The organism is uncultured Microbacterium sp., from assembly GCF_964244775.1.
Classification (GTDB): Bacteria; Actinomycetota; Actinomycetes; order Actinomycetales; family Microbacteriaceae; genus Microbacterium.
Genome location: NZ_CAXTJR010000009.1, coordinates 37,468 through 61,359, shown reverse-complemented (window position 1 = coordinate 61,359; position 23,892 = coordinate 37,468). Strand labels below are relative to the sequence as shown.

17 protein-coding genes are annotated in these 23,892 nt (G+C 67.6%); 12 read left to right on the top strand and 5 right to left on the bottom strand.

Features of this window, described 5'->3' with window-relative positions; genetic code table 11:
* Window positions 1–77 precede the first annotated feature (77 nt).
* From ACFE6Z_RS13570 to ACFE6Z_RS13555, 4 genes are read right to left on the bottom strand one after another with little or no spacing between them, the layout of a single operon-like run.
* Window positions 78–1,319: a kynureninase gene (locus tag ACFE6Z_RS13570; RefSeq protein ID WP_375386225.1), complete on the bottom strand. Its 1,242-nt coding sequence runs from the start codon at window positions 1,317–1,319 to the stop codon at window positions 78–80.
* On the bottom strand, window positions 1,306–2,331 hold the full coding sequence (locus ACFE6Z_RS13565) for a hypothetical protein (RefSeq protein ID WP_375386224.1): 1,026 nt from the start codon (window positions 2,329–2,331) through the stop codon (window positions 1,306–1,308). Before ACFE6Z_RS13565 ends, ACFE6Z_RS13570 begins: the two co-directional genes overlap by 14 nt.
* A 3-nt stretch (window positions 2,332–2,334) precedes the next feature.
* Complete coding sequence (gene kynA / locus ACFE6Z_RS13560; protein ID WP_375386223.1) at window positions 2,335–3,207, bottom strand: tryptophan 2,3-dioxygenase; 873 nt, start codon at window positions 3,205–3,207, stop codon at window positions 2,335–2,337.
* A 26-nt stretch (window positions 3,208–3,233) separates the two neighbouring features.
* Complete coding sequence (locus tag ACFE6Z_RS13555; RefSeq protein WP_375386222.1) at window positions 3,234–3,491, bottom strand: glutaredoxin family protein; 258 nt, start codon at window positions 3,489–3,491, stop codon at window positions 3,234–3,236.
* Between the two features lie 164 nt (window positions 3,492–3,655).
* Between ACFE6Z_RS13555 and ACFE6Z_RS13550 the strand changes: the two genes are divergently transcribed.
* Window positions 3,656–4,816, top strand: coding sequence for a glycosyltransferase (locus ACFE6Z_RS13550; protein ID WP_375386221.1), 1,161 nt, complete (start codon window positions 3,656–3,658; stop codon window positions 4,814–4,816).
* Window positions 4,817–4,856: 40 nt separating this feature from the next.
* Here the strand turns inward: ACFE6Z_RS13550 and ACFE6Z_RS13545 are convergent, their stop codons facing one another.
* On the bottom strand, window positions 4,857–5,453 hold the full coding sequence (locus ACFE6Z_RS13545; protein ID WP_375386220.1) for an acyltransferase: 597 nt from the start codon (window positions 5,451–5,453) through the stop codon (window positions 4,857–4,859).
* 56 nt (window positions 5,454–5,509) lie between these two features.
* Here ACFE6Z_RS13545 and lhgO point away from each other — a divergent pair, with 56 nt between their 5' ends.
* From lhgO to ACFE6Z_RS13490, 11 genes are all read left to right on the top strand, one after another.
* Entirely contained in the window at window positions 5,510–6,688 is a 1,179-nt protein-coding gene (gene lhgO / locus ACFE6Z_RS13540; protein WP_375386219.1) for an L-2-hydroxyglutarate oxidase, read from the top strand.
* Window positions 6,689–6,873: 185 nt separating this feature from the next.
* Window positions 6,874–12,285, top strand: coding sequence for a DUF4082 domain-containing protein (locus ACFE6Z_RS13535; RefSeq protein ID WP_375386218.1), 5,412 nt, complete (start codon window positions 6,874–6,876; stop codon window positions 12,283–12,285).
* 66 nt (window positions 12,286–12,351) lie between these two features.
* Entirely contained in the window at window positions 12,352–13,416 is a 1,065-nt protein-coding gene (locus tag ACFE6Z_RS13530) for a Gfo/Idh/MocA family protein (protein WP_375386217.1), read from the top strand.
* Window positions 13,413–14,405: an NAD-dependent epimerase/dehydratase family protein gene (locus ACFE6Z_RS13525; RefSeq protein ID WP_375386216.1), complete on the top strand. Its 993-nt coding sequence runs from the start codon at window positions 13,413–13,415 to the stop codon at window positions 14,403–14,405. The genes ACFE6Z_RS13530 and ACFE6Z_RS13525 overlap by 4 nt, the downstream gene beginning before the upstream one ends.
* Window positions 14,402–15,547 (top strand): DegT/DnrJ/EryC1/StrS family aminotransferase, encoded by a 1,146-nt coding sequence (locus tag ACFE6Z_RS13520; RefSeq protein ID WP_375386215.1) that lies wholly within the window; start codon window positions 14,402–14,404, stop codon window positions 15,545–15,547. The genes ACFE6Z_RS13525 and ACFE6Z_RS13520 overlap by 4 nt, the downstream gene beginning before the upstream one ends.
* Window positions 15,544–16,170 (top strand): NeuD/PglB/VioB family sugar acetyltransferase, encoded by a 627-nt coding sequence (locus ACFE6Z_RS13515; protein WP_375386214.1) that lies wholly within the window; start codon window positions 15,544–15,546, stop codon window positions 16,168–16,170. Before ACFE6Z_RS13520 ends, ACFE6Z_RS13515 begins: the two co-directional genes overlap by 4 nt.
* Window positions 16,167–17,282 carry a DegT/DnrJ/EryC1/StrS family aminotransferase gene (locus ACFE6Z_RS13510; RefSeq protein WP_375386213.1) on the top strand — a complete coding sequence of 372 codons (1,116 nt, stop codon included), beginning with the start codon at window positions 16,167–16,169 and terminating at the stop codon, window positions 17,280–17,282. Before ACFE6Z_RS13515 ends, ACFE6Z_RS13510 begins: the two co-directional genes overlap by 4 nt.
* The gene (locus ACFE6Z_RS13505; protein WP_375386212.1) at window positions 17,275–18,726 is read left to right on the top strand and encodes a lipopolysaccharide biosynthesis protein; all 1,452 of its coding nucleotides are present in this window, start codon (window positions 17,275–17,277) and stop codon (window positions 18,724–18,726) included. The genes ACFE6Z_RS13510 and ACFE6Z_RS13505 overlap by 8 nt, the downstream gene beginning before the upstream one ends.
* A complete protein-coding gene (locus ACFE6Z_RS13500; protein WP_375386211.1) occupies window positions 18,726–21,110 on the top strand; it encodes a glycosyltransferase in 2,385 nt (794 codons plus the stop codon). The genes ACFE6Z_RS13505 and ACFE6Z_RS13500 overlap by 1 nt, the downstream gene beginning before the upstream one ends.
* Entirely contained in the window at window positions 21,107–22,666 is a 1,560-nt protein-coding gene (locus ACFE6Z_RS13495; protein ID WP_375386210.1) for an acyl-CoA ligase (AMP-forming), exosortase A system-associated, read from the top strand. The genes ACFE6Z_RS13500 and ACFE6Z_RS13495 overlap by 4 nt, the downstream gene beginning before the upstream one ends.
* Window positions 22,663–23,889, top strand: a complete 1,227-nt coding sequence (locus ACFE6Z_RS13490) for a pyridoxal-dependent decarboxylase, exosortase A system-associated (protein ID WP_375386209.1) — start codon at window positions 22,663–22,665, stop codon at window positions 23,887–23,889. The genes ACFE6Z_RS13495 and ACFE6Z_RS13490 overlap by 4 nt, the downstream gene beginning before the upstream one ends.
* Window positions 23,890–23,892: the final 3 nt, after the last annotated feature.

Below are 23,892 nucleotides of genomic sequence, written 5' to 3'. Positions count from 1 at the left end.
ATGCACCCTCACTTTCCGCAATGCACCCTCACCGAGGGTGCATTGCGGGGGTCGAGGGTGCATTGCGGGGGTGGGGATCAGGCGTCGATGGCCCGGAGGGCGGCGGCCACGGCATCCAATCCGGTGAGGGTCTCGGCGAAGCTCGTCGACAGCGGCGCGAGGCCGATCCGCAGGCCGCCGGGGTCGCGGTAGTCGGGAATCACGTCGTGCCGCCACAGCCGCGCCGTGACCTCGCGCATCGCAGGGTGAGCGAGCGTGATGTGCCCGCCGCGCTGCGCAGGATCGCGCGGGGATGCGAGGGTGACCCCCAGGGGAGTGAGGATGCTGTCGCTCACGCGCACCGCGAATTCCGTCAGTGCGATCGACTTGCGGCGGACCGCGTCGATGCCCGCCTCGCCGATCATCGCGAGGGTGTCCTGCATCGCCAGCATCCCGAGGATCGGCGGCGTGCCGGACAGGAACCGGCGCATGCCGGTGCCGGGGTGGTAGCCCGGACCCATCGCGAACACGTCGGCGGTGCCCATCCACCCCTGGATGGGCTGCGCGAGCGATTCCTGGTGGCGCTCGGCCACGTATGCGAAAGCGGGGGAGCCAGGGCCGCCGTTCAGGTACTTGTACGTGCACCCGACCGCGAGGTCGAACCCCCACGCATCGGCTCGCACCGGCACCGAGCCGGCGGAGTGGCTGAGGTCCCACACGACCAGCGCACCGGCATCCTGCGCGATCGCGGTGAGCGCTTCGGCATCTGCGAGGTGTCCCGACCGGTACGCCACGTGGCTGAGCAGCACGACCGACGTCTCGGCGCCGACCGCCGCCCGGAGCGTGTCGGCGTCGACCCCGGCCGTGCGATCGACATCGATCCACCGCACCCGCCCGCCGCGCTCGGCGGCGATGCCGTCGACGATGTAGCGGTCGGTCGGGAAGTTGTCGCGGTCGACGACGATCTCGACCCGCGTCGGATCGGCGGCGAGCTGCGCGTCGAATGCGGCCCGCACAAGCTTGTACAACAGCACCGTGGTCGAGTCGCCGATCGTGGTCTGCCCCGCGGCGGCGCCGATCGCGACGCGCCCGATGTCGTCGCCGATCGCGAACGGCAGGCCCATCCACGACTCATCCCAGCCGCGGATCAAGCGGCCGCCCCACTGGTCGCGCACGAAGCCATCGAGTCGCGCGAGTGTCGCCTTCGGAGGGCGCCCGAGTGAATTGCCGTCGAAGTAGACCAGCGCCGACTCGGTGCCGATGAAGCGCTCGCGGAATTCGCGCAGGTCATCGCCGGAATCGAGGGCGGATGCCTCGGCGTCGAGTTCATCGGAGATCATCGTGGATCAGCTCCTCGGTCGGTACGACCGTCGCGCCGGCAAGCCACGCGGTCAGTTCGTCGTCGATGGACGGCGGGTCGCCGGGGATGAACGTCGAGGTGCCCGACGCCTTGGTACCCGATGCGTCACCGCCAGCGGTGGCCGCGACGCCGGGCCACGGGTCGGTGAGGCTCGCGACGATCGCCGCGGCATCCAGACCGGCTTCGCGGAGCGCCGTGAGTTCGCCCGGATTCACCCCCACGGGCAGGTCGCCGTTGCCGAGATCAGTGCCGTAGAGCACTCGCCCGCCCGCCGCAGTGAACGTGCGGAGGTTGGCGATCGCGATCTCTCGCGTCTCGGGTTCGTCGCGATGGATGTCGAGCGTCGAGATCCACGCCTGCTGTGCAGCGGCGCGCTCGATGACCTCGGCCGCGAGGATCGAGGTGAACGGCGTGTGCGCGAGGACGTCCACGCCGACGTTGACCGCCCTCTCGGCAGTGCCTGTCATGCCGTCGCCGTCCTCGACGTGCGCGACGACCGGCAGTCCGCGGGCGTGCGCAGCGGCGACGATCGCGGCGAGCAGCGCATCGTCGAAGACCGGCCCGCTCGCTGCGTTGAGGGCCACCTTGATGACGGATGCTCCGTATTCCACCTGCTCGTCGACCGCCGTCGTGGCTCCTCCGGCGACGCCTGCGCTCGTCGAGGGATCGGTCACCTCGCGCACGACTTGCGGTGGCGCCCACGAACGGCCGGAGGGATATCCGCCGGCCGCGGTGAGGATGGCGCCGGCGTATGCCACGTACGGCATGCCGCGTCGCGGGCGCCGCGCGAGCGCGAGCGGATCGCCGCCGAGGTCGACCACACCGGCGATGCCGTGCGCGGCCAGCTGCGTCTCGTCGATGAGGTGCAGGTGGACGTGGTGGTCGAAGAACGGCGGGAGAGCGATGCCGCGAGCCCCGGTGAGTCCGCGACGGCACGGCGAGGCTCGCGAGCCGAGCAGGGCCTGAACCGCGGAAGGGTCGGGATGCGGCATCCGTCACCCCTCGGGTGTGGCGCCGATCTCGGTGCGCACGGCGAACAGCTCGGGGAAGAAGGTGAGCTGGAGCGCGCGCTGGAGGAACGGCACGCCACTGGATCCGCCGGTGCCTGTCTTGAAGCCGATGATGCGCTCGACGGTCTTCAAATGGCGGAAGCGCCAGAGCTGGAAGTTGTCCTCGAGATCGACGAGCTCCTCGCACGCCTCGTACGCGGCCCACTGATTCTGCGGGTCGGCGTAGATCGCGGCGAACACCGGGACCAGTTCGGGACTGAATGTCCAGGCGGTCGTCACGTCGCGGTCGAGGATCGCGCGGGGGATCGGGTGGCCGGCACGCGCGAGCGACCGGAGGAACTCGTCGTAGAGGCTCGGTGCCTCGAGCGCCGCGCGGACCAGCTCGAGCGCTTCAGGATCCGCGGCGAAGACCCGCAGCATCCCCGCATTCTTGTTTCCGAGGGTGAACTCCACCGCGCGGTACTGCGCCGACTGGAAGCCGCTCGCGTTGCCCAGCACGCCGCGGAACTGGGCGTATTCGGCGGGGGTGAGGGTCGCCAGCACCGACCACTGCTCGGTGAGGGTCTTCTGGATGTGCTTGACGCGGGCGATGCACTTCAATGCCGGCGCCAGCTGATCCTCGCGCAGCAGGCGGCACGCGGCACCCAGTTCGTGCAGCACGAGCTTGAGCCAGAGCTCGGTCGTCTGGTGCTGGATGATGAACAGCAGCTCGTCGTGGTGCTCGGGGGTGCTCAGCGGCCGCTGCGCGGCCAGAAGCGTCGACAGGTCGAGGTAGCCGCCGTAGCTCATGCGGTCCTCGAAGTCGGTGACGACCGAATCTTCGATCGCTCGCGTGTTGCGTTCGACGCCCTCGCTCACGGGATCACCCTACCGAGCGGTTGCCCTCAGATCAGGGCGAGCTCGCGGAGCTTCTCCTCGACATCGGCGTTGGACGGCTCGACGTGATGGGTCGCGTCCGGATATACGACGACGGGGATGTTCGTTCGCCCCGAGATCTCGCGCGCGACGTCAGCTGCCGCGGGGTCGGCCTCGAGGTCGATGTATTCGTACGCCACACCGAGCCCGTCGAGCTGCTTCTTGGTGCGCCGGCAGTCGCTGCACCATTCGGCGCCGAACATGGTGAGGGTGGGGGCGGAAGTCATGGATCGAGCCTACGCGCAGCCCGCTGAATGGGCGCTGGATAGCCCCTCGAAACCGGCTCGACCAGTGCGAACGGGCAACGGCATGTGGACAGCGCCTGTGGAGTGCCTATGGTTTTGTGACAAGAGCATGAATCTCACAGGCGAGTCGTGGGACGATATGCAGGATGCTGCTCTCCATCGTTGTCCCCACCTTCAATGAAGCTCCCAATATCATGGAGCTCGTTCGTCGTGTCACGGACGTGGCCGCACGGTTGGCCCGCGACGGTGTCGAGACGGAAGTGATCTTCGTCGACGACAGCCGGGATGCCACTCCCGACGTGATCCGCGGGGTCGCAGCCAATGCGCCGATCCCCATCCACCTGATCCACCGCGACGTGCACACCGGCGGTCTGGGCGGCGCCGTGGTCGAAGGCCTTCGAGCCGCGGCATCCGATGTCTGCGTCGTCATGGACGGCGATCTCCAGCATCCGCCCGAGACGATCATCGATCTCGTCGACCGTTACCGTCGCGGCGGAGCCGACCTCGTCGTCGCCTCGCGCTACGTCGACAACGGCTCTGCGACGGGGCTCGCCGACCGCTCGCGCGTCCTCGTGTCGAAGAGCTCGACAGCGCTGACGAAATCGATGTTCCCCATCCGGCTCAGGGATGTCAGCGACCCGATGACCGGGTTCTTCCTGGTCGATCGCCGTGCCATCGACATCGACACCCTGGCGCCGCGCGGGTTCAAGATCCTGCTCGAGATCCTCGCCCGCAAGACGATGCGCGTAGCCGAAGTGCCCTTCGACTTCGCCGACCGCCACGCCGGCGCCTCCAAGGCGTCGATGAAGCAGGGCCTGCACTTCCTCGTGCAGCTCGCCGCGCTCCGGTTCGGCAAGATGTCGCTGTTCGCCATCATCGGCGGGCTCGGCGCGATCGCCAACGTCCTGCTCGTCTGGGCGCTCACCCACCTCGGGATGGACTACATCGTCGCCGCGATCATCGCCTCCGAGGTCACGATCATCGCAAACTTCCTGCTGATCGAGCGCTTCGTGTTCCAAGACATGCGCAATGACGCATCCAATGTCTGGTCACGCTTCGCGAAGTCGTTCACCTTCAACAACGCCGAGTTGCTGATCCGCATCCCGATCGTCGCGGTGATGGTCGGCAGTGGCCACATCACCGCTGTGGTGGCAACCGCCATCACGCTCGCGATCGCGTTCTTCGTGCGGTTCCTGTTCCACTCACTCGTGGTCTACGCGCCCCGCAAGACCGGTGCCCGCCCGAGCCGGGTGCGCGAACTCGTCGACGAGCTCGACGCGCAGTCGATGTCGCCGGGCGAGCTGTAGGGACGCTTTCGTAGACCGAGCGTTCGCGCTGCGCGTCGCTTCACGCGATCGCGAGCAACCCGTCCGTCTCGATGTAGCGCTCGCCCGAGTCAGGGCAGACCCACACGTCGTCCGCGCCCTGCACGAGGGGCTTGCCGACTCGGCCGACCCAGCCGATCCTGCGAGCCGGCACCCCGACGACGATAGCGAAGTCGGGTACGTCCTTCGTGACCACCGCCCCTGCGGCGACGAGGGCCCACTGGCCGATCGTGACCGGGGCGATGCAGACCGCGCGGGCGCCGATCGAGGCGCCGCGCCCGATGGAGACTCCGACGGCGTGCCAGTCATCGGCGCTCTTGAGGCTGCCATCCGGGTTGACCGCACGCGGGAACTCGTCGTTCGTCAGCACCGCGGCGGGACCGATGAAGACACCGTCGCCCAGCACCGCGGGCTCGTAGACGAGGGCATAGTTCTGTATCTTGCACGCGTCGCCGAGCACCACGTCAGGGCCGATGTAGGCGCCGCGGCCGATGTTGCAGTCTGCTCCGAGGCTCGCCCCCTCGCGCACCTGGGCGAGGTGCCAGATCCGCGTTCCGGCGCCGAGCACAGCGGAATCGGCGACGTCGGCGCTCGGCTGGACGACGGGGGCGTCGGTCATGGCTGCTCCTGGAGTTCGTGGGCTTTTCCTATGATGAACCGCAGGGGGGTGCGATCGTGACTCAGTATGGCGTGATCGGGGCGGGGATCGTGGGGCTCGCAGTTGCGCGTGCGCTCGCGCTGCGAGGTCACGATGTTGTCGTGTTCGAGAAAGAGGACCGCGTCGCCGCGCACCAGACCGGACACAACTCCGGCGTAGTGCATGCGGGCATCTACTACGCGCCGGGCTCGCTCAAGGCCGAGCTGTGCGCGCGCGGCCGTGTGGCGATCCGCGACTACTGCCTCGCGCGCGGCTTGCCCTACCGCGAAGTGGGCAAGCTCGTCGTCGCCGTGGACTCCTCCGAACTTCCCGCGCTGGCCGCGCTCGAGACCAAGGCGACGGCGAACGGCGTGCCCGGCCTCAGGCGGGTCGACGCGACCGGCATCCGTGACATCGAGCCGGCCGCCGCCGGAGTCGGGGCCCTCCACTCTCCGCACACCGCGGCCGTCGACTACGTCGCGATCGCGCAGGCCATGGCACAGGATGTGACGGATGCCGGCGGCGACGTGCTGCTGGGCGCCGAGGTCACCAGCATCCGCACCGAAAACGGCCGTGTCACGATCCAGACTTCCGTCGCGGCACAGACGGTCGATCGGCTCATCGTCTGTGCGGGACTGCAGTCCGACGCGGTCGCCCAACTGGTCGGAGCCGATCCGTCGCCGCGGATCCTCCCCTTCCGGGGTGAGTACTGGGAGCTGGATCCCGCTCGTGCGGACCTCGTGCGAGGCATGATCTACCCCGTACCCGACCCTCGGTTCCCGTTTCTGGGTGTCCATTTCACACGCGGCTTCGACGATCGTGTCCACGTCGGACCCAACGCAGTGCCCGCTCTCGCGCGGGAGGGCTATCGATGGCGAGATGTCTCGGCTCGCGATACCTGGGCGTCGCTGACGTGGCCCGGAGCCTGGCCTCTCGCCCGCATGCACTGGCGCATGGGCATCTATGAGACGTGGGGTTCGGTGTCGAAGTCGGCGTACTACCGGAGGGCGCGCAAATTCGTGCCCGAACTGCAGATGAGCGACCTCACCCAGAAGACGGCGGCAGGAGTGCGTGCGCAGGCGTGGGACCGTGACGGCAGCCTCCTGGACGATTTCGCCATCGATCAAGTCGGGCCGGTGACCCTGCTCCGCAATGCACCCTCGCCGGCTGCAACATCGTCTTTTGCGATAGCCGATTACCTGCTCGACCGGATCTGATTCGCTTCTTGCGGGAATCCTGAGGAAGTAGGGGTTCTCTTATCTTCCGCAGCGTGGGTAGACTCCCCGTGGGGAAAGAGTGACCACGCGGCCTTGGGGAAGTGCCTAAGTGGTCGCACACCTGCTCGTGAGGGGGACTCGCGGGCGAGGATCACTCGTCGTTCTGCGGCGAGAACTGGGGAGTTATGTCGAGCGTTTCTGGGGATACGTCGAAGTCGCGCAGCGCGTGGCCGCGCCGCGCACGGTTGGGTGCTTACGCGGCGATCATCGCGCTCGTCGGGACCGCTTTCGTCGCGCTGCAGCCGCCCGCCACCGCTGCGGCGGCGGGGAGCGACTGCGGCGCCTCCATCAACAGGATCGTCTGCGAAAATTCCAAACCCGGCACTGATCCGAGCATCTGGGATATCGACGGTGCCGGCGATGCTGACATCCAGGGCTTCGCCACCGACATCAGCGTCAACGCAGGCCAGAAGGTCGACTTCAAGATCGACACGAAGGCCGCCTCGTACAAGATCGACATCTACCGCACCGGCTGGTACCAGGGACTCGGGGCGCGATTCATCCAGTCCGTTCCAGTCACGGCCGCATTGCCGCAGATCCAGCCGCAGTGCGTGTCCGATGTGACCACCGAGCTCTACGACTGCGGCACCTGGGGCGTCTCCGCCTCCTGGAACGTACCGGGCGACGCCGTGTCCGGCGTCTACGTCGCGAAGCTGACGCGCAATGACAACGGCGACGCGAGCCACATCATCTTCATCGTCCGCAATGACGGCAACACCTCGAATGTGCTCTTCCAGACCTCCGACCCGACGTGGCAGGCCTACAACACGTACGGCGGATCGGACTTCTATCAGGGCGCCGCCAATGGCCGCGCATACAAGATCAGCTACAACCGGCCGTTCGCGACCCGCGGCAACGACCTGGGCCGCGACTTCTACTTCTCCTCCGAATACGCCACGGTGCGCTTCATGGAGCGCAACGGCTACGACATGAGCTACATCGCCGGTGTCGACACCGATCGCCGGGGCGGCGAGCTTCTGACTCACAAGGTCGTGCTGTCGGTCGGCCACGACGAGTACTGGTCAGGCGCCCAGCGCGCCAATCTGGAAGCAGCCCGCGACGCCGGCGTAAACCTGCAGTTCTTGACGGGTAATGAGGGCTACTGGCGCACGCGCTACGAGAACTCGGCCGACGGATCCAACACCGCCTATCGGACGCTGGTGTCGTACAAGGAGACGTGGTCTAACGCGAAGATCGACCCGAGCTCGGAGTGGACGGGTACGTGGCGCGATCCCAGATTCGCGGCGCCCGCGCAGGGCGGGGGCAAGCCAGAGAATGCGCTCACCGGCACGATGTACATGGTCAACAACGTCGACCTAGCAGTCACGGTCTCCAGTGCTGAGGGCAAAATGCGCTTATGGCGCAACACCACACTTGCGTCGCTGGCCGCGGGTTCGTCCGTAGGGCTTGCGGCGCACACCATCGGATACGAATCGAACGAAGACATCGACAACGGTTTTCGCCCGGCGGGCCTGGTGCGTCTGTCCACCACCACCGGCGCGGTGCCGCAGTATCTCACCGACTACGGCAGCACGGTGGTTGCCGGCACGACACAGCACCACGTCACGATGTACAAGGCCGCGAGTGGGGCGAAAGTGTTCTCTGCGGCGAGCATCCAGTGGGGCTGGGGCCTCGACCAGACGCACGACGGTAACGGTGCACCTGCCGACGTGCGCATGCAGCAGGCGCAGGTTAACCTCCTCGCCGACATGGGGGCTCAGCCGACGACACTTATGGGCGGTCTCGCGGCTGCCGCCGCCAGTACCGATACAACGGCGCCTACGACGACGATCACGAGCCCCGCGGCGGGTGCGTCGATTGCGGGAGGCTCCACCGTCAGCGTGACCGGAACCGCCTCCGACGCCGCCGGTCAGATCGCGGGCGTCGAGATTTCCACGGACGGCGGAGTGTCGTGGCACCCTGCGACCGGCACGACCTCGTGGTCGTACACCGGTGTTGTTCAAGGATCGGGAAGTGGTGCCATCAGGGCCCGCGCGATCGATGACAGCGGGAACTTTGCGGCGGCCGGCACCGCCAACGCCGTCACCATAGCGGCTCCCTTCAGCGCGCTCGGCACGGCGGTTCCCACCACGGCGTCCGCCTCCGATGCGGGCGCTGTGGAACTGGGGCTGAAATTCACCCCCGACGCGGACGGCTTCGCCAAGGGCGTGAAGTTCTACAAGGGCACGGCCAACACCGGCACCCATGTCGGCTCGCTGTGGGACTCCGCAACGGGTACCCGTCTGGCGACGGTGACCTTCACGGGTGAGACCGCATCGGGCTGGCAATCCGCACAGTTCGCTGCGCCCGTCGCCCTCGCCGCCGGTCATAACTACACGGTTTCGTACACGGCACCGCAGGGCGGGTACGCGGTCGACGATCAGTACTGGCCCTACCGCGCACGTCCATCTTCTCCGGTGGCGGTGGTCGCTGCTGTCGGCACCGCCGCGCCGGGTGTTTTCGGATCCGCCGGCACCATGCCCGGCTCGGCGTACCGCGAATCGAACTACTACGTCGACGTCCTGTTCGACAAGGTCGACGGCACTCCGTTGCGGCTGACGGCGAAGACACCACTCGACGGCTCGTCGAGTGTCCCAGCGGCGACGACCGTGAGCGCGACGCTGTCTCGTGCGGCCGTAGCGTCCACCGTGACCCTCGCTGTGACGGATGCCTCGGGCGCCACAGTCGCCGGAACCGTCGCGTACGATCCCGCGACACGGGTCGTCAAGCTCACTCCCTCGGCCCCGCTGGCGCCGTCCACGACGTTCACCGCCGCGGTCACCGCCTCGGACGCGCTAGGGGTCGGCATCGAGGCGGGAGGGGGTGTCTGGTCGTTCAAGACTGCTGCAGCCACGCTGCCCGATGGCACCTGCCCATGCACGCTATTCCCGGACGCCTCGACGCCCGATGTCCAGAGTGCGAACGATTCCTCATCCGTCACGCTCGGCGTGCAATTCAGCAGTTCGCAGAGTGGCAAGATCACCGCTCTGCGCTTCTATAAGGGTCTGGCGAACACCGGCACACACACGGGAACGTTGTGGAGTGCGGCGGGCGCAGTTCTCGCCACGGTCACCTTCTCGGGCGAGTCGACCCAAGGATGGCAGACCGCTACACTCTCGCAGCCGGTGTCGATCGACGCGAGCACATCTTATGTCGCGTCTTACACTGCCCCCGCGGGGGGGTATTCCGTCACCGTCGGCCAGTTCGGGCAGGGCTTGACTCGCGGACCGCTGGTCGTAGCGGCCAGCGGCGGAAAGTACACCTACACTGGGGGTTTTCCCGCGCAGAGTTCGGGAACCAACTACGGTGTCGACGTCGTGTTCGAACCGCCGGTAGTAGGCCCGGCCGTCAACTCGGTCAGCCCGCAGGATGGCTCGACCGGCGTGCCGGCTGACACCGCAGTCACAGCTTCCTTCGACACCACCGTATCTGCGGCCACAATCGCCGCAACCAGCGGCGGGTCGGCCATCCTCGGCACCAGCACGCTCGCGGCAGACGGGAAAAGCGTTACCTTTACGCCGGCTGCGCCTCTGCCTACAGGGGTCGTGGTCGCTGCCTTTGTCACCAGCGTCACCGGAACGAACGGTGTTGCCGGAGCCAACGCCTCATGGTCGTTCACCACGACGACGCCCAGCACCGATCCGGTGGTGTCGTTCTTCAACGGTCAGTCTCCGAACGCGTCGACGGCCACCGATGACACCGCTTCGGTAATCCTCGGTATGTCGTTCACGACATCGGCGCCGGGTGAGGTTCGGGCGCTTAGGTTCTACAAGTCTTCTGCGAACACTGGCACACACATCGGATGGTTGTGGGGTGATGGCGCCACTCCGCTAGCGACGGTCACCTTCACGAACGAGACCACCACAGGCTGGCAGCGGGCGGTGCTGAGCGCGCCGGTCACGCTCACTCCTGGTACCCAGTACACCGTGTCTTACCTGGCGCCTAACGGAAACTACAGCTACCAGGGCGCTGGTCTCGCCACGGCTAAGACGAGCGGCGCCTTGACAACCGTCGTCGCGAACAACGGAACATACCTGTATGGCAGCTCGGGGCGTCCCACCGCCTCGTGGAACTCGACAAACTACTTCGTCGACATAGAGTTCGTTCCAGCGACTGTCGTAACTGAAACGCTCTTCGGCCCGGTCGTGCCCTACGAGGGCGCCGTACCCGACGCCGACCCCGTCGAGGTCGGCACGTCGTTCACAGTGGCCGAGGCAGGCAACGTGACTGCAATCCGGTTCTATAAGGGCACAGGCAACACCGGCACCCATGTCGGGTCGTTTTGGTCGTCCGACGGCACAAAGCTCGCGACCGTGACCTTCGATGCCGAGACGACTACAGGCTGGCAGCGGGCGGCGCTTAGCAACCCGATCGCCGTCGCCCCGGGACAGACGTACGTGGTTTCCTACTATGCGCCGAACGGTCGCTACGCGATGCAGGGGTCCTACTTCGCGTCCCCCCGTATCAGCGGGCGTATCACGGGGGTCTCGCCGCAAAACGGGCTATTCCGCTATGGGACGAACGGAGGCTTCCCGACGGGGTCCTTCAACTCATCGAGTTACTTCGTCGACGCCGAAGTGACCTTCGGTACTGCGGCGCCGATTGTGACGCCGACGCCGACGCCGACGCCGACGCCGACGCCGACCGCTAGCCCGACGCCAACCGCCACGCCCACGCCGACCGCTAGCCCGACGCCAACCGCCACGCCCACGCCGTCGGCGACGCCGACAGCCAGCCCGACGCCAACCGCCACGCCGACTCCGTCACCCACACCGACGCCGCCTCCTGCTGTCACGATCTCCGCTCGCACGCCGGCGAGCGCGGCGACGGGCGTCGACCCGGCGACGGTCAAGACGGTGACCGCGACACTTGCGAACGCCACGTCGGCCTCGCTGGCTCTGACGCTGTCCGGCGCGAACGTGGCAGGATCTTCGGCGTACAACACCACGACGAAGGTCGTGACGTTCACGCCCACGGCAGCGCTCGACTGGTCGAAGACGTACACGGCTACGGTTACGGCGAACGGCGCGGCCGTCACGGGCGGCGGCTGGACGTTCACGACGAAGTCGGCACCCGTCACGATCTTCGGCACCACCGCGACGCCCGCCAACGCCAATACCTCGGTCGCCCAGTCCATGCAGATCGGCACGCGGTTCAAGACTTCGAGTGCCGGCGTGGTCACGGCCATTCGCTTCTACAAGGGCAACCTGAATACGGGTACGCACACGGGCTACTTGTGGGCGTCGAACGGGACCAAGCTCGCGACGGTGACGTTCGCCAACGAGACGGCATCCGGGTGGCAGACGGCAACGCTGTCCACGCCCGTTCGACTCACCGTCGGCGCCGAGTACCGGGTCGGGATGTACAGCAGCTCGGGGCGCTACCCGTCCACGACCGGCGGATTGTCGTCCGTGTTGACGTCTGGGCCGCTCTCCACGTACGCAACCGGCGGAGCGTATATTTACTCCGCGAACTATCCCAGCACCACATCGACGACGAAATTCTGGGTAGACGTGATCTTCAACCCGGACAACTAGGACATCCCGTCCACATCTGATGACGCCGCGCGGGGGTGCGGTTCTACGAGGGGGAGTGACTTCAGCGTGTCTTCGCGACTGAACGTGGCAGTGATCGGGGCGGGCTACTGGGGCCCGAATCTGGCCCGTAATTTCCGGTCCAGTCCGGACTGGAATCTCGCAGCGATCTGCGACCTCGACGTCGAGCGCGCCCAGCGCGTGGCCGACGGGGTGGGCGGCGTGCCGGTCACGCCGAGCCTCGACGACGTGCTCGCCGATCCGGGCATCGACGCGATCGCGATCGCGACCCCGGCGCGCACGCACCACCCGATCGTGCTGAAGGCCCTGGATGCTGGGAAGCACGTCATGGTGGAAAAGCCCCTCGCCGACGAGCGCGCGCGGGGCGTAGAGATGGTGCAGCGCGCGCGGCAGAACGGCCTCGTCCTCATGGCCGACCACACCTACTGCTACACGCCGGCCGTGCTCAAGATCCGCGAACTCATCGCCGACGACTTCCTGGGTGACATCCTCTTCGTCGACAGCGTGCGCATCAACCTCGGGCTCATCCAGCCCGATGTCGACGTCTTCTGGGACCTCGCGCCACACGATCTGTCGATCATGGACTTCGTGCTGCCCGGCGGCCTCCAGGCCGAGACCGTCTCCGCGCACGGTGCAGATCCGCTCCGCACCGGCAAGTCCTGCGTGGGGTATCTCGCGATGCCGCTGGCCGGCGGCGCGATCGCCCACGTGCACGTCAACTGGCTCAGCCCGACCAAGATCCGCCAGATGGTCATCGGCGGCACGAAGCGCACCCTGGTGTGGGACGACCTCAATCCTCAGCAGCGCGTGAGCGTCTACGACCGCGGTGTGGATCTGGCCCTTCAGTCCGCCGCAACAGCCGACACGCAGGCTTCCACAATCTCTTACCGCCTCGGCGACACCTGGGCTCCCGCCCTTCCGGAGCACGAGGCGCTCGCCAACGTGGCCGCCGAATTCGCGGCATCCATCCGAGAGAAGCGCGACGCGCGCACGAGTGGCGAGTCTGGCCTTCGCGTCCTGTCCGTGCTCGAGGCGGCCACGGGCAGCCTCGGCCGTTTCGGCGCCCCCTACCCCGTGGCTTCCGGCCACACGAACGGAGACCCCGCATCATGACGAACCTCGAAGGTACCGACATCCTCGTCACGGGGGGCGCAGGCACAATCGGCTCCACGCTCGTCGACCAGCTGCTGGACGCGGGCGTCGCCCACATCGACGTCCTCGACAACCTCGTGCGAGGCCGGGTGGGCAACCTCGACGATGCGCTCGGATCCGGGCGCGTCACGTTGGTCGACGGCGACATCCGCGACGCGAAGCTCGTGGACGACCTCACTGCCGGCAAGGACCTCGTATATCACCAGGCGGCCATCCGCATCACGCAGTGCGCCGAAGAGCCCCGGCTCGCACTCGAGGTGCTGGTGGACGGCACGTTCAACGTCGTGGAGTCGGCGGCCAGGCATCGCGTGAAGAAGCTCGTCGCGGCGTCCAGCGCCTCCGTGTTCGGGCTGGCGGAGGAGTTTCCGACAACCGAGCGTCACCACCATCACAACAACGACACCCTCTACGGCGCAGCGAAGTCGTTCAACGAGGGTCTCATCCGGAGCTTCCGCGCGATGCAGGGGCTGGACTACGTGATCCTCCGCTACTTCAATGTGTACGGACCGCGCATGGATGTGCACGGCCTCTACACCGAGGTGCTCGTCCGGTGGATGGAGCGGATCGCCGACGGCAAGCCGCCGCTCATCTTCGGCGATGGGCAGCAGACGATGGACTTCGTGTGCGTGCCAGACATCGCCCGCGCGAACGTCCTCGCCGGTCAGAGCGACGTCGTCGACGGCGACTACAACATCGCCAGTGGCACCGAGACGAGTCTGCTCGAACTCGCCGAGGCATTGCTGCGCGTGATGGGGTCGGACCTGGGCGTCGAACACGGCCCCGAACGCGCCGTCAACGGCGTGACCCGACGCCTCGCCGACACGAGTGCCGCGAAGCGCGACCTCGGCTTCGAGGCCACGATCGGTCTGGAGGAGGGGCTGCGCCAGCTCGTGGAGTGGTGGACGCCGCTTCGCGATGAGATCGGCGCCGGGCGGACGGTCAGCGCATGAGCGACCGCATCAACGTCATGGTTCCCTGGCTCGGCCAGGAGGAAGCGGATGCTGTCGCCGAGGCGATCGCGAGCGGCTGGGTCGCTCAGGGCCCGCGTGTGCTGCGTTTCGAGCAGGAGTTCGCCGCGGCCATGCAGGCGCCTTACGGCGTCGCGACCACCAGCTGCACCACCGCGCTGCACTTGGCGCTGATCGTCGTAGGCATCGGCCCCGGTGACGACGTCGTGATCCCCTCCTTCTCCTTCATCGCGACCACCAACGCGGTCCGCTACGTCGGGGCGAATCCCGTGTTCTGCGATGTCGATTCGGTGACGGGCAACATCACCGGCGACTCGGTTGCGGCGGTGCTCACGGACGCGACGAAGGCGGTCATCGCGGTCGACCAAGGTGGTGTGCCCGTCGACCTCGACGACGTTCGCGCCGTCACCGACCCACGGGGGATCGTTGTGGTGGAGGATGCCGCGTGCGGCGCCGGCTCGACCTACAAGGGTCGCCCGGTCGGCGCGGGGGCCGACATCGCCGCGTGGTCCTTCCACCCCCGCAAGCTCCTCACCACCGGCGAGGGCGGCATGATCACGACGCAGCGCGAGGACTGGGCGGCGCGTGCGCGCCACCTCCGCGAGCATGCCATGAGCGTCTCGGCCGCCGACCGCCATGCCTCGGTGCTTCCTCCGGCGGAGGAGTACAGCGAGATGGGCTTCAACTTCCGGATGACCGACCTGCAGGCGGCCGTCGGGCTCGTCCAGCTCGGTCGACTGCCGCAGATCGTCGAGCGGCGCCGCCAGATCGCCGAAACTTATCAGCGTGCGATCGAGGCGATCCCGGGCCTGCGCGCCGTCGCAGACCCCGCATATGGGACGGGCAACTTCCAATCGTTCTGGGTGGAGGTCGGCGACGATTACCCGACCGACCGGGAGGGACTGCTGGAGGCGCTCGCGCACGCGGACATCTCCGCGCGGCGCGGAATCATGGCCTCGCACCGGCAGCCGCCCTACCGCGCCCTCACTCCGCCGCAGGGTCTGCCCGTCACCGAGCAGCTCAACGATCGCACGCTCATCCTCCCCGTCTTCCACACATTGACGGATGCCGAACAGGAGCGCGTCATCGCCGTGCTCCGAGACCCCGCGAGCGCAGTGTCGTGACCGAAGGACTCCTGCTCGTGGGGGCAAGTGGACTGGCCCGCGAGGTGCTCGCCGCCGGCATCACCGGCGTGGTCGGAATCGTCGACGACAACGAAGACCTGTACGGCGGCGACATCGCGGGAGTGCCCGTGGTGGGCTCGATCGCCGACGCGGTAAAGCGCGACGAGTCGCTGCTGGTCTGCGTGGGCCCGAGCGCGAGCCGCCGCAACGTCGTGCGCCGGCTCATCAAGTTCGGCGTGACGGAAGAGCGCTTCGCGATCTACGTCGCGCGCTCGGCGCGCATAGGGGCGGGCAGCGAGATCGGCGGGGGCAGCATCCTGCTGGATGGTGTGGTCGTCACCGCGAATGCGACGATCGGCCACCACGTGGTCGTGATGCCGAACACGACGATCACCCACGACTGCGTGCTCGAGGATTACGCGACTCTCGCTTCCGGCGTTTCGCTCGGTGGTGGTGTGCGTCTTCGTGAAGCGGCCTACATCGGAATGAACGCCTCCATCCGGCAGGGCCTGACGGTCGGCCGCGAGGCCACCGTGGGGATGGGCGCCGCCGTGCTCGCCGATGTGCCGAAAGAACAGACCTGGGCCGGAGTGCCCGCCCGACCCCTGGAAGTGTCCGAATGACCACCACCGTTCCGTTCCTCGACCTCGCCGCCCAGCAGGCGGAGATCGCCGATGAGGTGCTGCCGGTCTGGCAGCGCCAGCTCGCCTCGGCCGGCTTCATCGGCGGTCCTGAGGTCGACGCCTTCGAGCGCGAGTACGCCGACTACATCGGCGTGCAGCACGTGGTCGGTGTCTCCAACGGCACCGATGCCCTCGAGCTCGCCTACCGGGCCGTCGGCATCGGAGCGGGCGATGAGGTGATCATCCCGGCCAACACCTTCATCGCGACAGCGGAAGCCGTCTCCCGGATCGGCGCAGTGCCGGTCCCGGTCGACGTCGACGACGAGTTCCTCCTCATCGACCCGGACGCCGTCGAGGCGGCGATCACGCCGCGCACCCGTGCGATCGTGCCCGTCCACCTGTTCGGCCAGACCGCTCCGGTCGAGCGGATCGCGCCGATCGCCGAGAAGCACGGACTCGTGCTGATCGAGGATGCCGCCCAGGCCCAGGGCGCCACCTCGTCGGCGGGCCGCGCGGGCGCCCTGTCGAGGGTTGCCGCAACGAGCTTCTACCCCGGCAAGAACCTGGGCGCCGCCGGCGACGCCGGCGCCGTCATGACCGACGACGCCGAGGTCGCCGCCCTCGTACGCAACCTCGGTGGCCACGGAAGTTCGGTCAAATACGTGCACGACCACGTCGGCATGAACGCGCGACTGGATGCCGTGCAGGCCACGGTCCTCCGGGCGAAGCTGCGTCGCCTGGATGGCTGGAACGCCGCCCGCCGCGCCGCCGCCGCCCGTTACGAGGAGCTGCTGGCGGATGTCGCGGGCGTGCGCATCCCGTCGGTGCGGCCGGGCAACCAGGACGTGTGGCACCTGTACGTCGTGCGCGTCGCTGAGCGCGACCGCGTCATGGCTGAGCTCGGGACCGCCGGCATCGGCGTCGGCATCCACTACCCGACTCCCGTCCACCTGACCGAGGCGTACGCGTCGCTCGGGTACCGCCGTGGCCAGTTTCCTGTCGCGGAGGCAGCGGCCGACAGCATCCTGTCGCTGCCGATGTTCCCCCACCTCACCGAGCAGCAGCAGGGCGGCGTAGCCGATCATCTGGCGAGGGCTGTGCGGCGTGACTGACCAGACGCCCCAAGACGACTCGGTCTCCAAGAAGGCCACCCGCGCGTTCGGTTGGAGCTTCGGCAACACGGTCGTCGCGCGTCTCGGCACACTCGCCATCGGCATCGCCCTCGCTCGTGTGCTCGGACCCAGCGAGTTCGGCGTTTTCGCCATCGCTACGGTCGCGCTCGCTGCGGTGCTCAGCTTCAATGAGCTCGGAGTGAGCTTGGCGGTCATCCGATGGCGCGACGACCCGTCCACTATCGCGCCCACCATCAATACCATCGCCGTGGGCAGCAGCATGATCCTCACGGTCGGGATGATCCTCACTGCCCCTTGGATCTCCACTGCGCTCGGCGACGTGCAGGCGACACCGGTCGTGCAGGTGATCGCTCTCTCCATCCTCATCAACGGACTGGTGGCGACCCCGGCTGCGATCCTGCAGCGCGAGTTCATGCAGAAGCAACGCACCATAGCGGATCAGGTCAACACCTGGCTGGGGGCGGGGCTGTCACTCGTGTTCGCACTCCTCGGCTGGGGAGCGATGAGTCTCGCGATCGGACGGCTGATCGCCAGTCTCGTGTTCGCCGTGATGATCTGGAGGTGGTCGCCGATTCCTTACGGCTTCGGGTGGAACCGCGAGGTCGCCGGTCGGCTTCTGCGCTTCGGTCTGCCTCTGGCGGCATCCAGCATCGTGGTGTTCGCATCGGGGTACGCCGATCAGATCGTCGTCGGCTCCATGCTCGGCGCCGAGGCGCTCGGGTTCTACGTGCTGGCCTTCAATCTCGCCAGCTGGCCGGTGTCGATCTTCTCGCAGCCTCTGCGGGCGGTCGCACCCGCCGCATTCTCAGCGTTGAAGGCCGAGCCCGATCGGATGTCGCGCAACTTCAGCCGGGTTCTCGCGGTACTCTCCTGCGTTGCCGTCCCGGCGTGCCTCGCGATCAGTGGTGCCGCCCAGCCTGTGGTCGACTTCGTGTACGGAGAGCAGTGGGCGCCGGCGGCGGGCGTGCTGCTCTGGATGGCGGCCTTCGCCGCGCTGCGCATCTGGTTCGAACTCTGCTACGACTATCTCGTCGTGCAGGGTCGTTCCGGTGCGGTGCTGATCATCCAGGCGTGCTCGTTCGCCGTGTCGCTGCCGCTCATGCTGCTCGCGGTCGGACCGTTCGGCGAGTCCGGTGTGGCGGCGAGCCAGTTCGTCGTGGCTCTGGTGGTCTCCGCGCCGCTCTACGTCCTGAGCCTGCGACGGGTCGGTATCGGGGCGACGGGACTGCTGCGATCCGTGTGGATGCCGGTGTTCGCGGGCCTCGTCGTGTGGGGTGTGGCCTGGGGGCTCTCCACGTGGATCCGGATGCCGTTCCTGGCTGCAGTGGCCTCCGCGGTATTCGCCGTCGCGGTGATCTCCCTCCTCGCCCTGAGTAGACGCGACGACCTGCGCCGCCTACGTCTCGCGGTACGGGGGGCGTGATGCGTATCCTTGTTTACCCCCACGACCTGAACATGGGCGGCAGTCAGACCAACGCCATCGAACTCGCGGCGGCGGTAACGGCGCTCGGTCACGAGTGCATCATCTTCGGACGGCGGGGCACCCTCTGCGGTCGAATCGAGGAGCTCGGCCTGGATTTCATTGAGTCGCCCGATCCGGGTCGGCGCCCGTCATTGCGTATCGCTCGCCGTCTGCGAGAGATCACGCGGGAGCGCGGCATCGACATCATCCATGGGTACGAGTGGCCGCCTGGTCTGGAGGCGGCGATGGCCGCCGAGCGCCTGCCTGACGTTGCCGCGGTCTGCACCGTGATGTCGATGGCAGTCGCCCCGTTCCTTCCGCGCAGCATGCCTCTCGTCGTCGGCACGCAGCAGATCGCCGCAGCGGAGCAGCGTGCGGGCCGGCTAGAGGTGGCGCTGATCGAGCCGCCCGTCGATCTCGAGCATAATCAGGCGCCCTCCGCCGACGGGCTCTTTGAGTTCCGTCGACGTTGGGGCCTCGATGACCGTCCGACGGTGGTGATCGTGAGCCGACTCGTGCCGGAACTGAAGGCCGAAGGAATCTTTACCGCGATCGAGGTCGCGGGTAACCTCGCCGCCACGCATCCTTTCCAGCTTCTCATCGTCGGCGACGGGAAAGCGCGCGAATCGATGGAGTCCGCCGCGGACGCGGTGAACGCGCGCGTGGGCGCAGGTACCGTAGTGTTCACCGGGCAGCTGGACGACCCACGCGCCGCCTACGCGGTCGCCGACATCGCGATCGGTATGGGCGGTTCCGCCCTACGATCGCTCGCCTTCGGCAAACCACTCGTCGTCCAGGGCGAGCTCGGGTTCTTCCGCACACTGACACCCGAGACCCTGGCCGACTTCCAGTGGCGCGGCTGGTACGGCGTCGGCGACGACGTTGCCGACGGTGCCGGCGCGCTCGCGCGCCAGCTGGAACCCCTGCTCGCCGACGCGCAGCGTCGTCGAGATCTCGGCGAGTACAGCCGCCGTGTCGTGAACGACTTCTCGCTGGAAACGGCGGCGGCGCGTCAGCTCGCCATTTACCGCGAAGCGTGGGCGACCCGGTCCTCTCAAAAGCGGCGGATCCTGGATGGCGTCCGCTCGTTCGCGGGACTCGCCCGTTACCACATCACGCAACGCCTCGCCCGGTTCCGCGGCACGCAGCGCGCGGATGACTTCAACGCTGATCCGGTCACGACCATCAGGCCGACTGTCGATTCCCCGGTGCTCGAGGGCTCGCGGCGCGGGACGATCCTCTACTTTCCCGGTGTCGGCTGGGACACCATGGCGGGCACCGATCGCCAGCTCGTTGCGCAGCTTGCGGACGACTTCGACGTCGTGTGGGTCGACACGCCGTATGCGCCGATCCGACGCAGGGACCGTGGAATCCCTTCGGTGTCACAGCCGCTGCCGCACGTGACACGGCTGCGGGCGATGACTCTACCCGGCGTGCAGCGTCCGATCCTGCGCGGTGTCGCCAACCGGCGTCGCGCAGCGGTGGCGTACCGTCACCTCGCCGCACGCGGGTTGGAGCCCGCTGCGGTGATCGTCTCGTCGACCGCTCCGATGCTGTACCTGACTCGGAGGATGCCAGGCCTGAAGGTCTATTTCGCCACCGACGACTTCGTGCAGGCGTCGCAGTTCTGGGGCGTCAGCAAGAGCTACCTTGGCGCGTCGCGCGAGGCCAACTTGAAGGCGGCACATCGAGTACTCGCTGTGACCCCCGAGCTCGCCCGGCATCTGCAGCGAACCGAGCTCGCCCCGGGTTGGCTGCCAAACGGCGCCGACGTCCTGCGGTTCCAGGTGGATGCCGATTCGGCGGCTTCCGACATCGACCTGCCCGCGCCTATCGCGGGCGTCGTTGGCCAGTTCAACTCGCGCATCGATCTGAACCTTCTCGGCGCCGTGCAGAAAGCGGGCATCAGTCTGCTTCTGGTCGGGCCGCGCTCGTTCGCAACCGCGGCCGAGGAAGACGCGTTCGACGCACTAGTGAATCTCCCGGGTGTGCAGTGGGTCGATCGGGTGCCGAGGGACGCACTCGCCGGCTATTACCGCGCGATGCACGTGGGTCTCACCCCCTACGCTGACACGATGTTCAATCGTCGGAGCTACCCTTTGAAGACGCTTGAGTACCTCTCGGCCGGACTTCCGGTTGTCGCCACCGATGTGGTCACGGCGGAAGGGCTGGATTCGCGTTTCGTTCACATCGCGCGGGGACGCGCCGACTTCATCGACGCAGTGCGGGATGCGGTATCGGAGACGTGGGACCGTGCGATCATCCGGACGTCGGCGGAGGGGCACGGATGGGATTCGCGAGCTCGCCGTCTGATCACGATGCTGCGAGAGGACCCCAGGCGATGATCCGCACAGCCTTCCATCATCTGCTTCAGGGGACTGCGGCATCCACTCCCGATGCTCCAGCGCTGACGTACAAGGATGACAGTGTCACCTACGCGCAGGCCTGGCGCTCCGCGGCCGTCGTGGCGGCGCAACTGCGTGCTCTCGGCCTCGACCCCGGCGATCGGGTCGCCATCTACCTCGAGAAGCGGATCGAGACCGTCGTGGCGATGTTTGCAGCCTCGGCCGCGGGCGGCATGTTCGTGCCCGTCAACCACGTCCTGAAGTCCACGCAGGTCGGGCACATCCTGAGTGACAGCGGCGCCCGCATTCTGGTCACCTCGACCGATCGGCTCGCACAGCTCGCCGAGCTGCTCCCGCACACGGCGGTGGAGCACGTGATCGTCGTCGGCAGCGCCGAGCCCGCCGAAGCTGTGGCGTACTCCGTCCACGCGTGGCGCGAGGCATCCGAAGATGCGACCCCTCCCGCATCCGGAGCGATCGATCTCGATCCTGCCGCGATCCTCTACACCTCGGGCAGCACGGGCAAGCCGAAGGGCGTCGTCCTCAGCCATCGCAACCTCATCGTGGGCGCCGAGAGCGTCAGCACCTACCTGGGAAACACGAGCGACGACGTCATCCTCAGCGTGCTGCCGCTGAGCTTCGACGCCGGTCTCAGTCAGGTGACCACCGCCTTCGCGGTCGGCGCGCACGTCGTGCTCATGAACTATCTGCTGCCCCGCGAGGTGCCGAAGCTCTGCGCGCAGCACGGCGTCACCGGGCTCACCGCCGTCCCGCCTCTCTGGCTGCAGCTGGCCGACATCCCCTGGCCCGACGAGGCGGCGAAAAAACTGCGGTACTTCGCAAACACGGGGGGACGGATGCCGCGGGCCACGCTCGACCGCCTGCGCTCGACCTTCACTCCGGCCGACCCGTACTTGATGTACGGACTCACCGAGGCGTTCCGCTCGACCTACCTCGATCCGGCCGAGGTGGACCGCCGGCCCGACTCGATCGGGAAGGCGATACCGAACGCCGAGATCCTCGTCCTCCGCCCCGACGGCACACGCTGCGCACCTGGGGAGCAGGGCGAGCTCGTACACCGCGGCGCGCTCGTGGCGCTGGGCTACTGGAATGACCCCGTCCGCACAGCTGAGCGCTACCGCGTCGTACACCACCCCGGCCAGGAGTGGCGCGCGCCGGAGCTGGCGGTCTGGTCGGGCGACACCGTCGTCGCTGACGAGGAGGGTTTCCTCTACTTCGTCGGCCGCGCCGACGACATGATCAAGACGTCGGGCTACCGAGTGAGTCCGACCGAGATCGAGGAGGCGGCCTACAGCACGGGTTTCGTGCGGGATGCTGTAGCCCTGGGCCTGGCGGACGCCGCGCTCGGTCAGCGGATCGTGCTCGTCGTCACACCCTCCCAGCCGCAACTCGAGGTCGCAGCCCTCACGACAGCGCTCCGCCATCTTCTCCCGCTCTACATGGTTCCGGGGCAGATCGATGTGCGCGACGAGCTCCCGCGATCACCCAACGGCAAGTTCGATCGCAACCTTCTGAAGGCCGAGGTATCCGCATGAAACCCTCCGACCACGTCGCCGGGTTCGGCACCGCCGATGGCGAACTCCACGTGGGCGGGTTGCCGCTCAGCCGACTCGCGGCGCGCGTGGGTTCTACTCCGTTCTTCGCCTACGACCGTGGCCTTCTCGACGCGCGCGTCGACCGGCTGCGGGCAGCTCTGCCGGCGCGCATCGAGCTCAGCTTCGCGATGAAGGCCAACCCGATGCCTGCCGTCGTGCAGCACCTTGCCCGCCGCGTCGACCGGATCGACGTCGCGTCCGGTCTCGAGCTGCAGGCTGCGCTCGACACGACGATCCGCCCCGATCGCGTCAGCTTCGCGGGCCCGGGCAAGACACCCGCCGAGATCCGCCAGGCAGTCGCGGCGGGCATCATCATCGAGATCGAGTCCACGACCGAGCTCCGCCGGGTGGTTGCGGCAGGCGATGGGCTCGGGCTGACGCCGACGATCGCAATCCGGGTGAACCCGGATTTCGCCGTCAAGGGGTCCGGCATGCGCATGGGCGGCGGGCCGCAGCAGTTCGGCATCGACGCGGAGGTGGTGCCCGACGTGCTGCGCGAGGTCGCCGCATCCGGGGTCAACGTCCTCGGCTTCCACGTGTTCGCAGGCTCGCAGAACCTCAACGCCGCGATCATCGCCGAAGCGCAGACCCGCACCGTCGATCTGATCACTTCGCTCGCCGAACACCTCGCCACACCGGTGCGGTACCTCAATCTCGGCGGTGGGTTCGGCATCCCGTACACGGCAAAAGACGAGCCGCTCGACCTCGATGCGGTCGCCGCGAACCTCCATGCCTTGGTCGACGGGCCGATCGCTGAGCGCTTCCCCGAGGCGAGCCCCGTCATCGAGCTCGGTCGCTATCTCGTCGGAGAGAGCGGCATCTATGTCACGCGCGTACTCGACCGGAAGGTCTCACGCGGCAAGACCTACCTCGTGGTCGACGGAGGTATGCACCACCAGCTCGCTGCGTCCGGAAACTTCGGGCAGGCGATCCGCCGGAACTACCCGGTGGTCGTCGGCAATCGCGTGGACGCAGCATCCGATGATCCCGTCACGGTCGTGGGCTGCCTCTGCACGCCGCTCGATCTGCTGGGCGACGACATCGAACTCCCGCCTGCCGACATCGACGACCTGATCGTCATCTTCCAGGCCGGAGCCTACGGCCTCACGGCCAGTCCCACCGCCTTCCTCGGGCACCCGGCACCCGCCGAAGTGCTCGTCTGACCC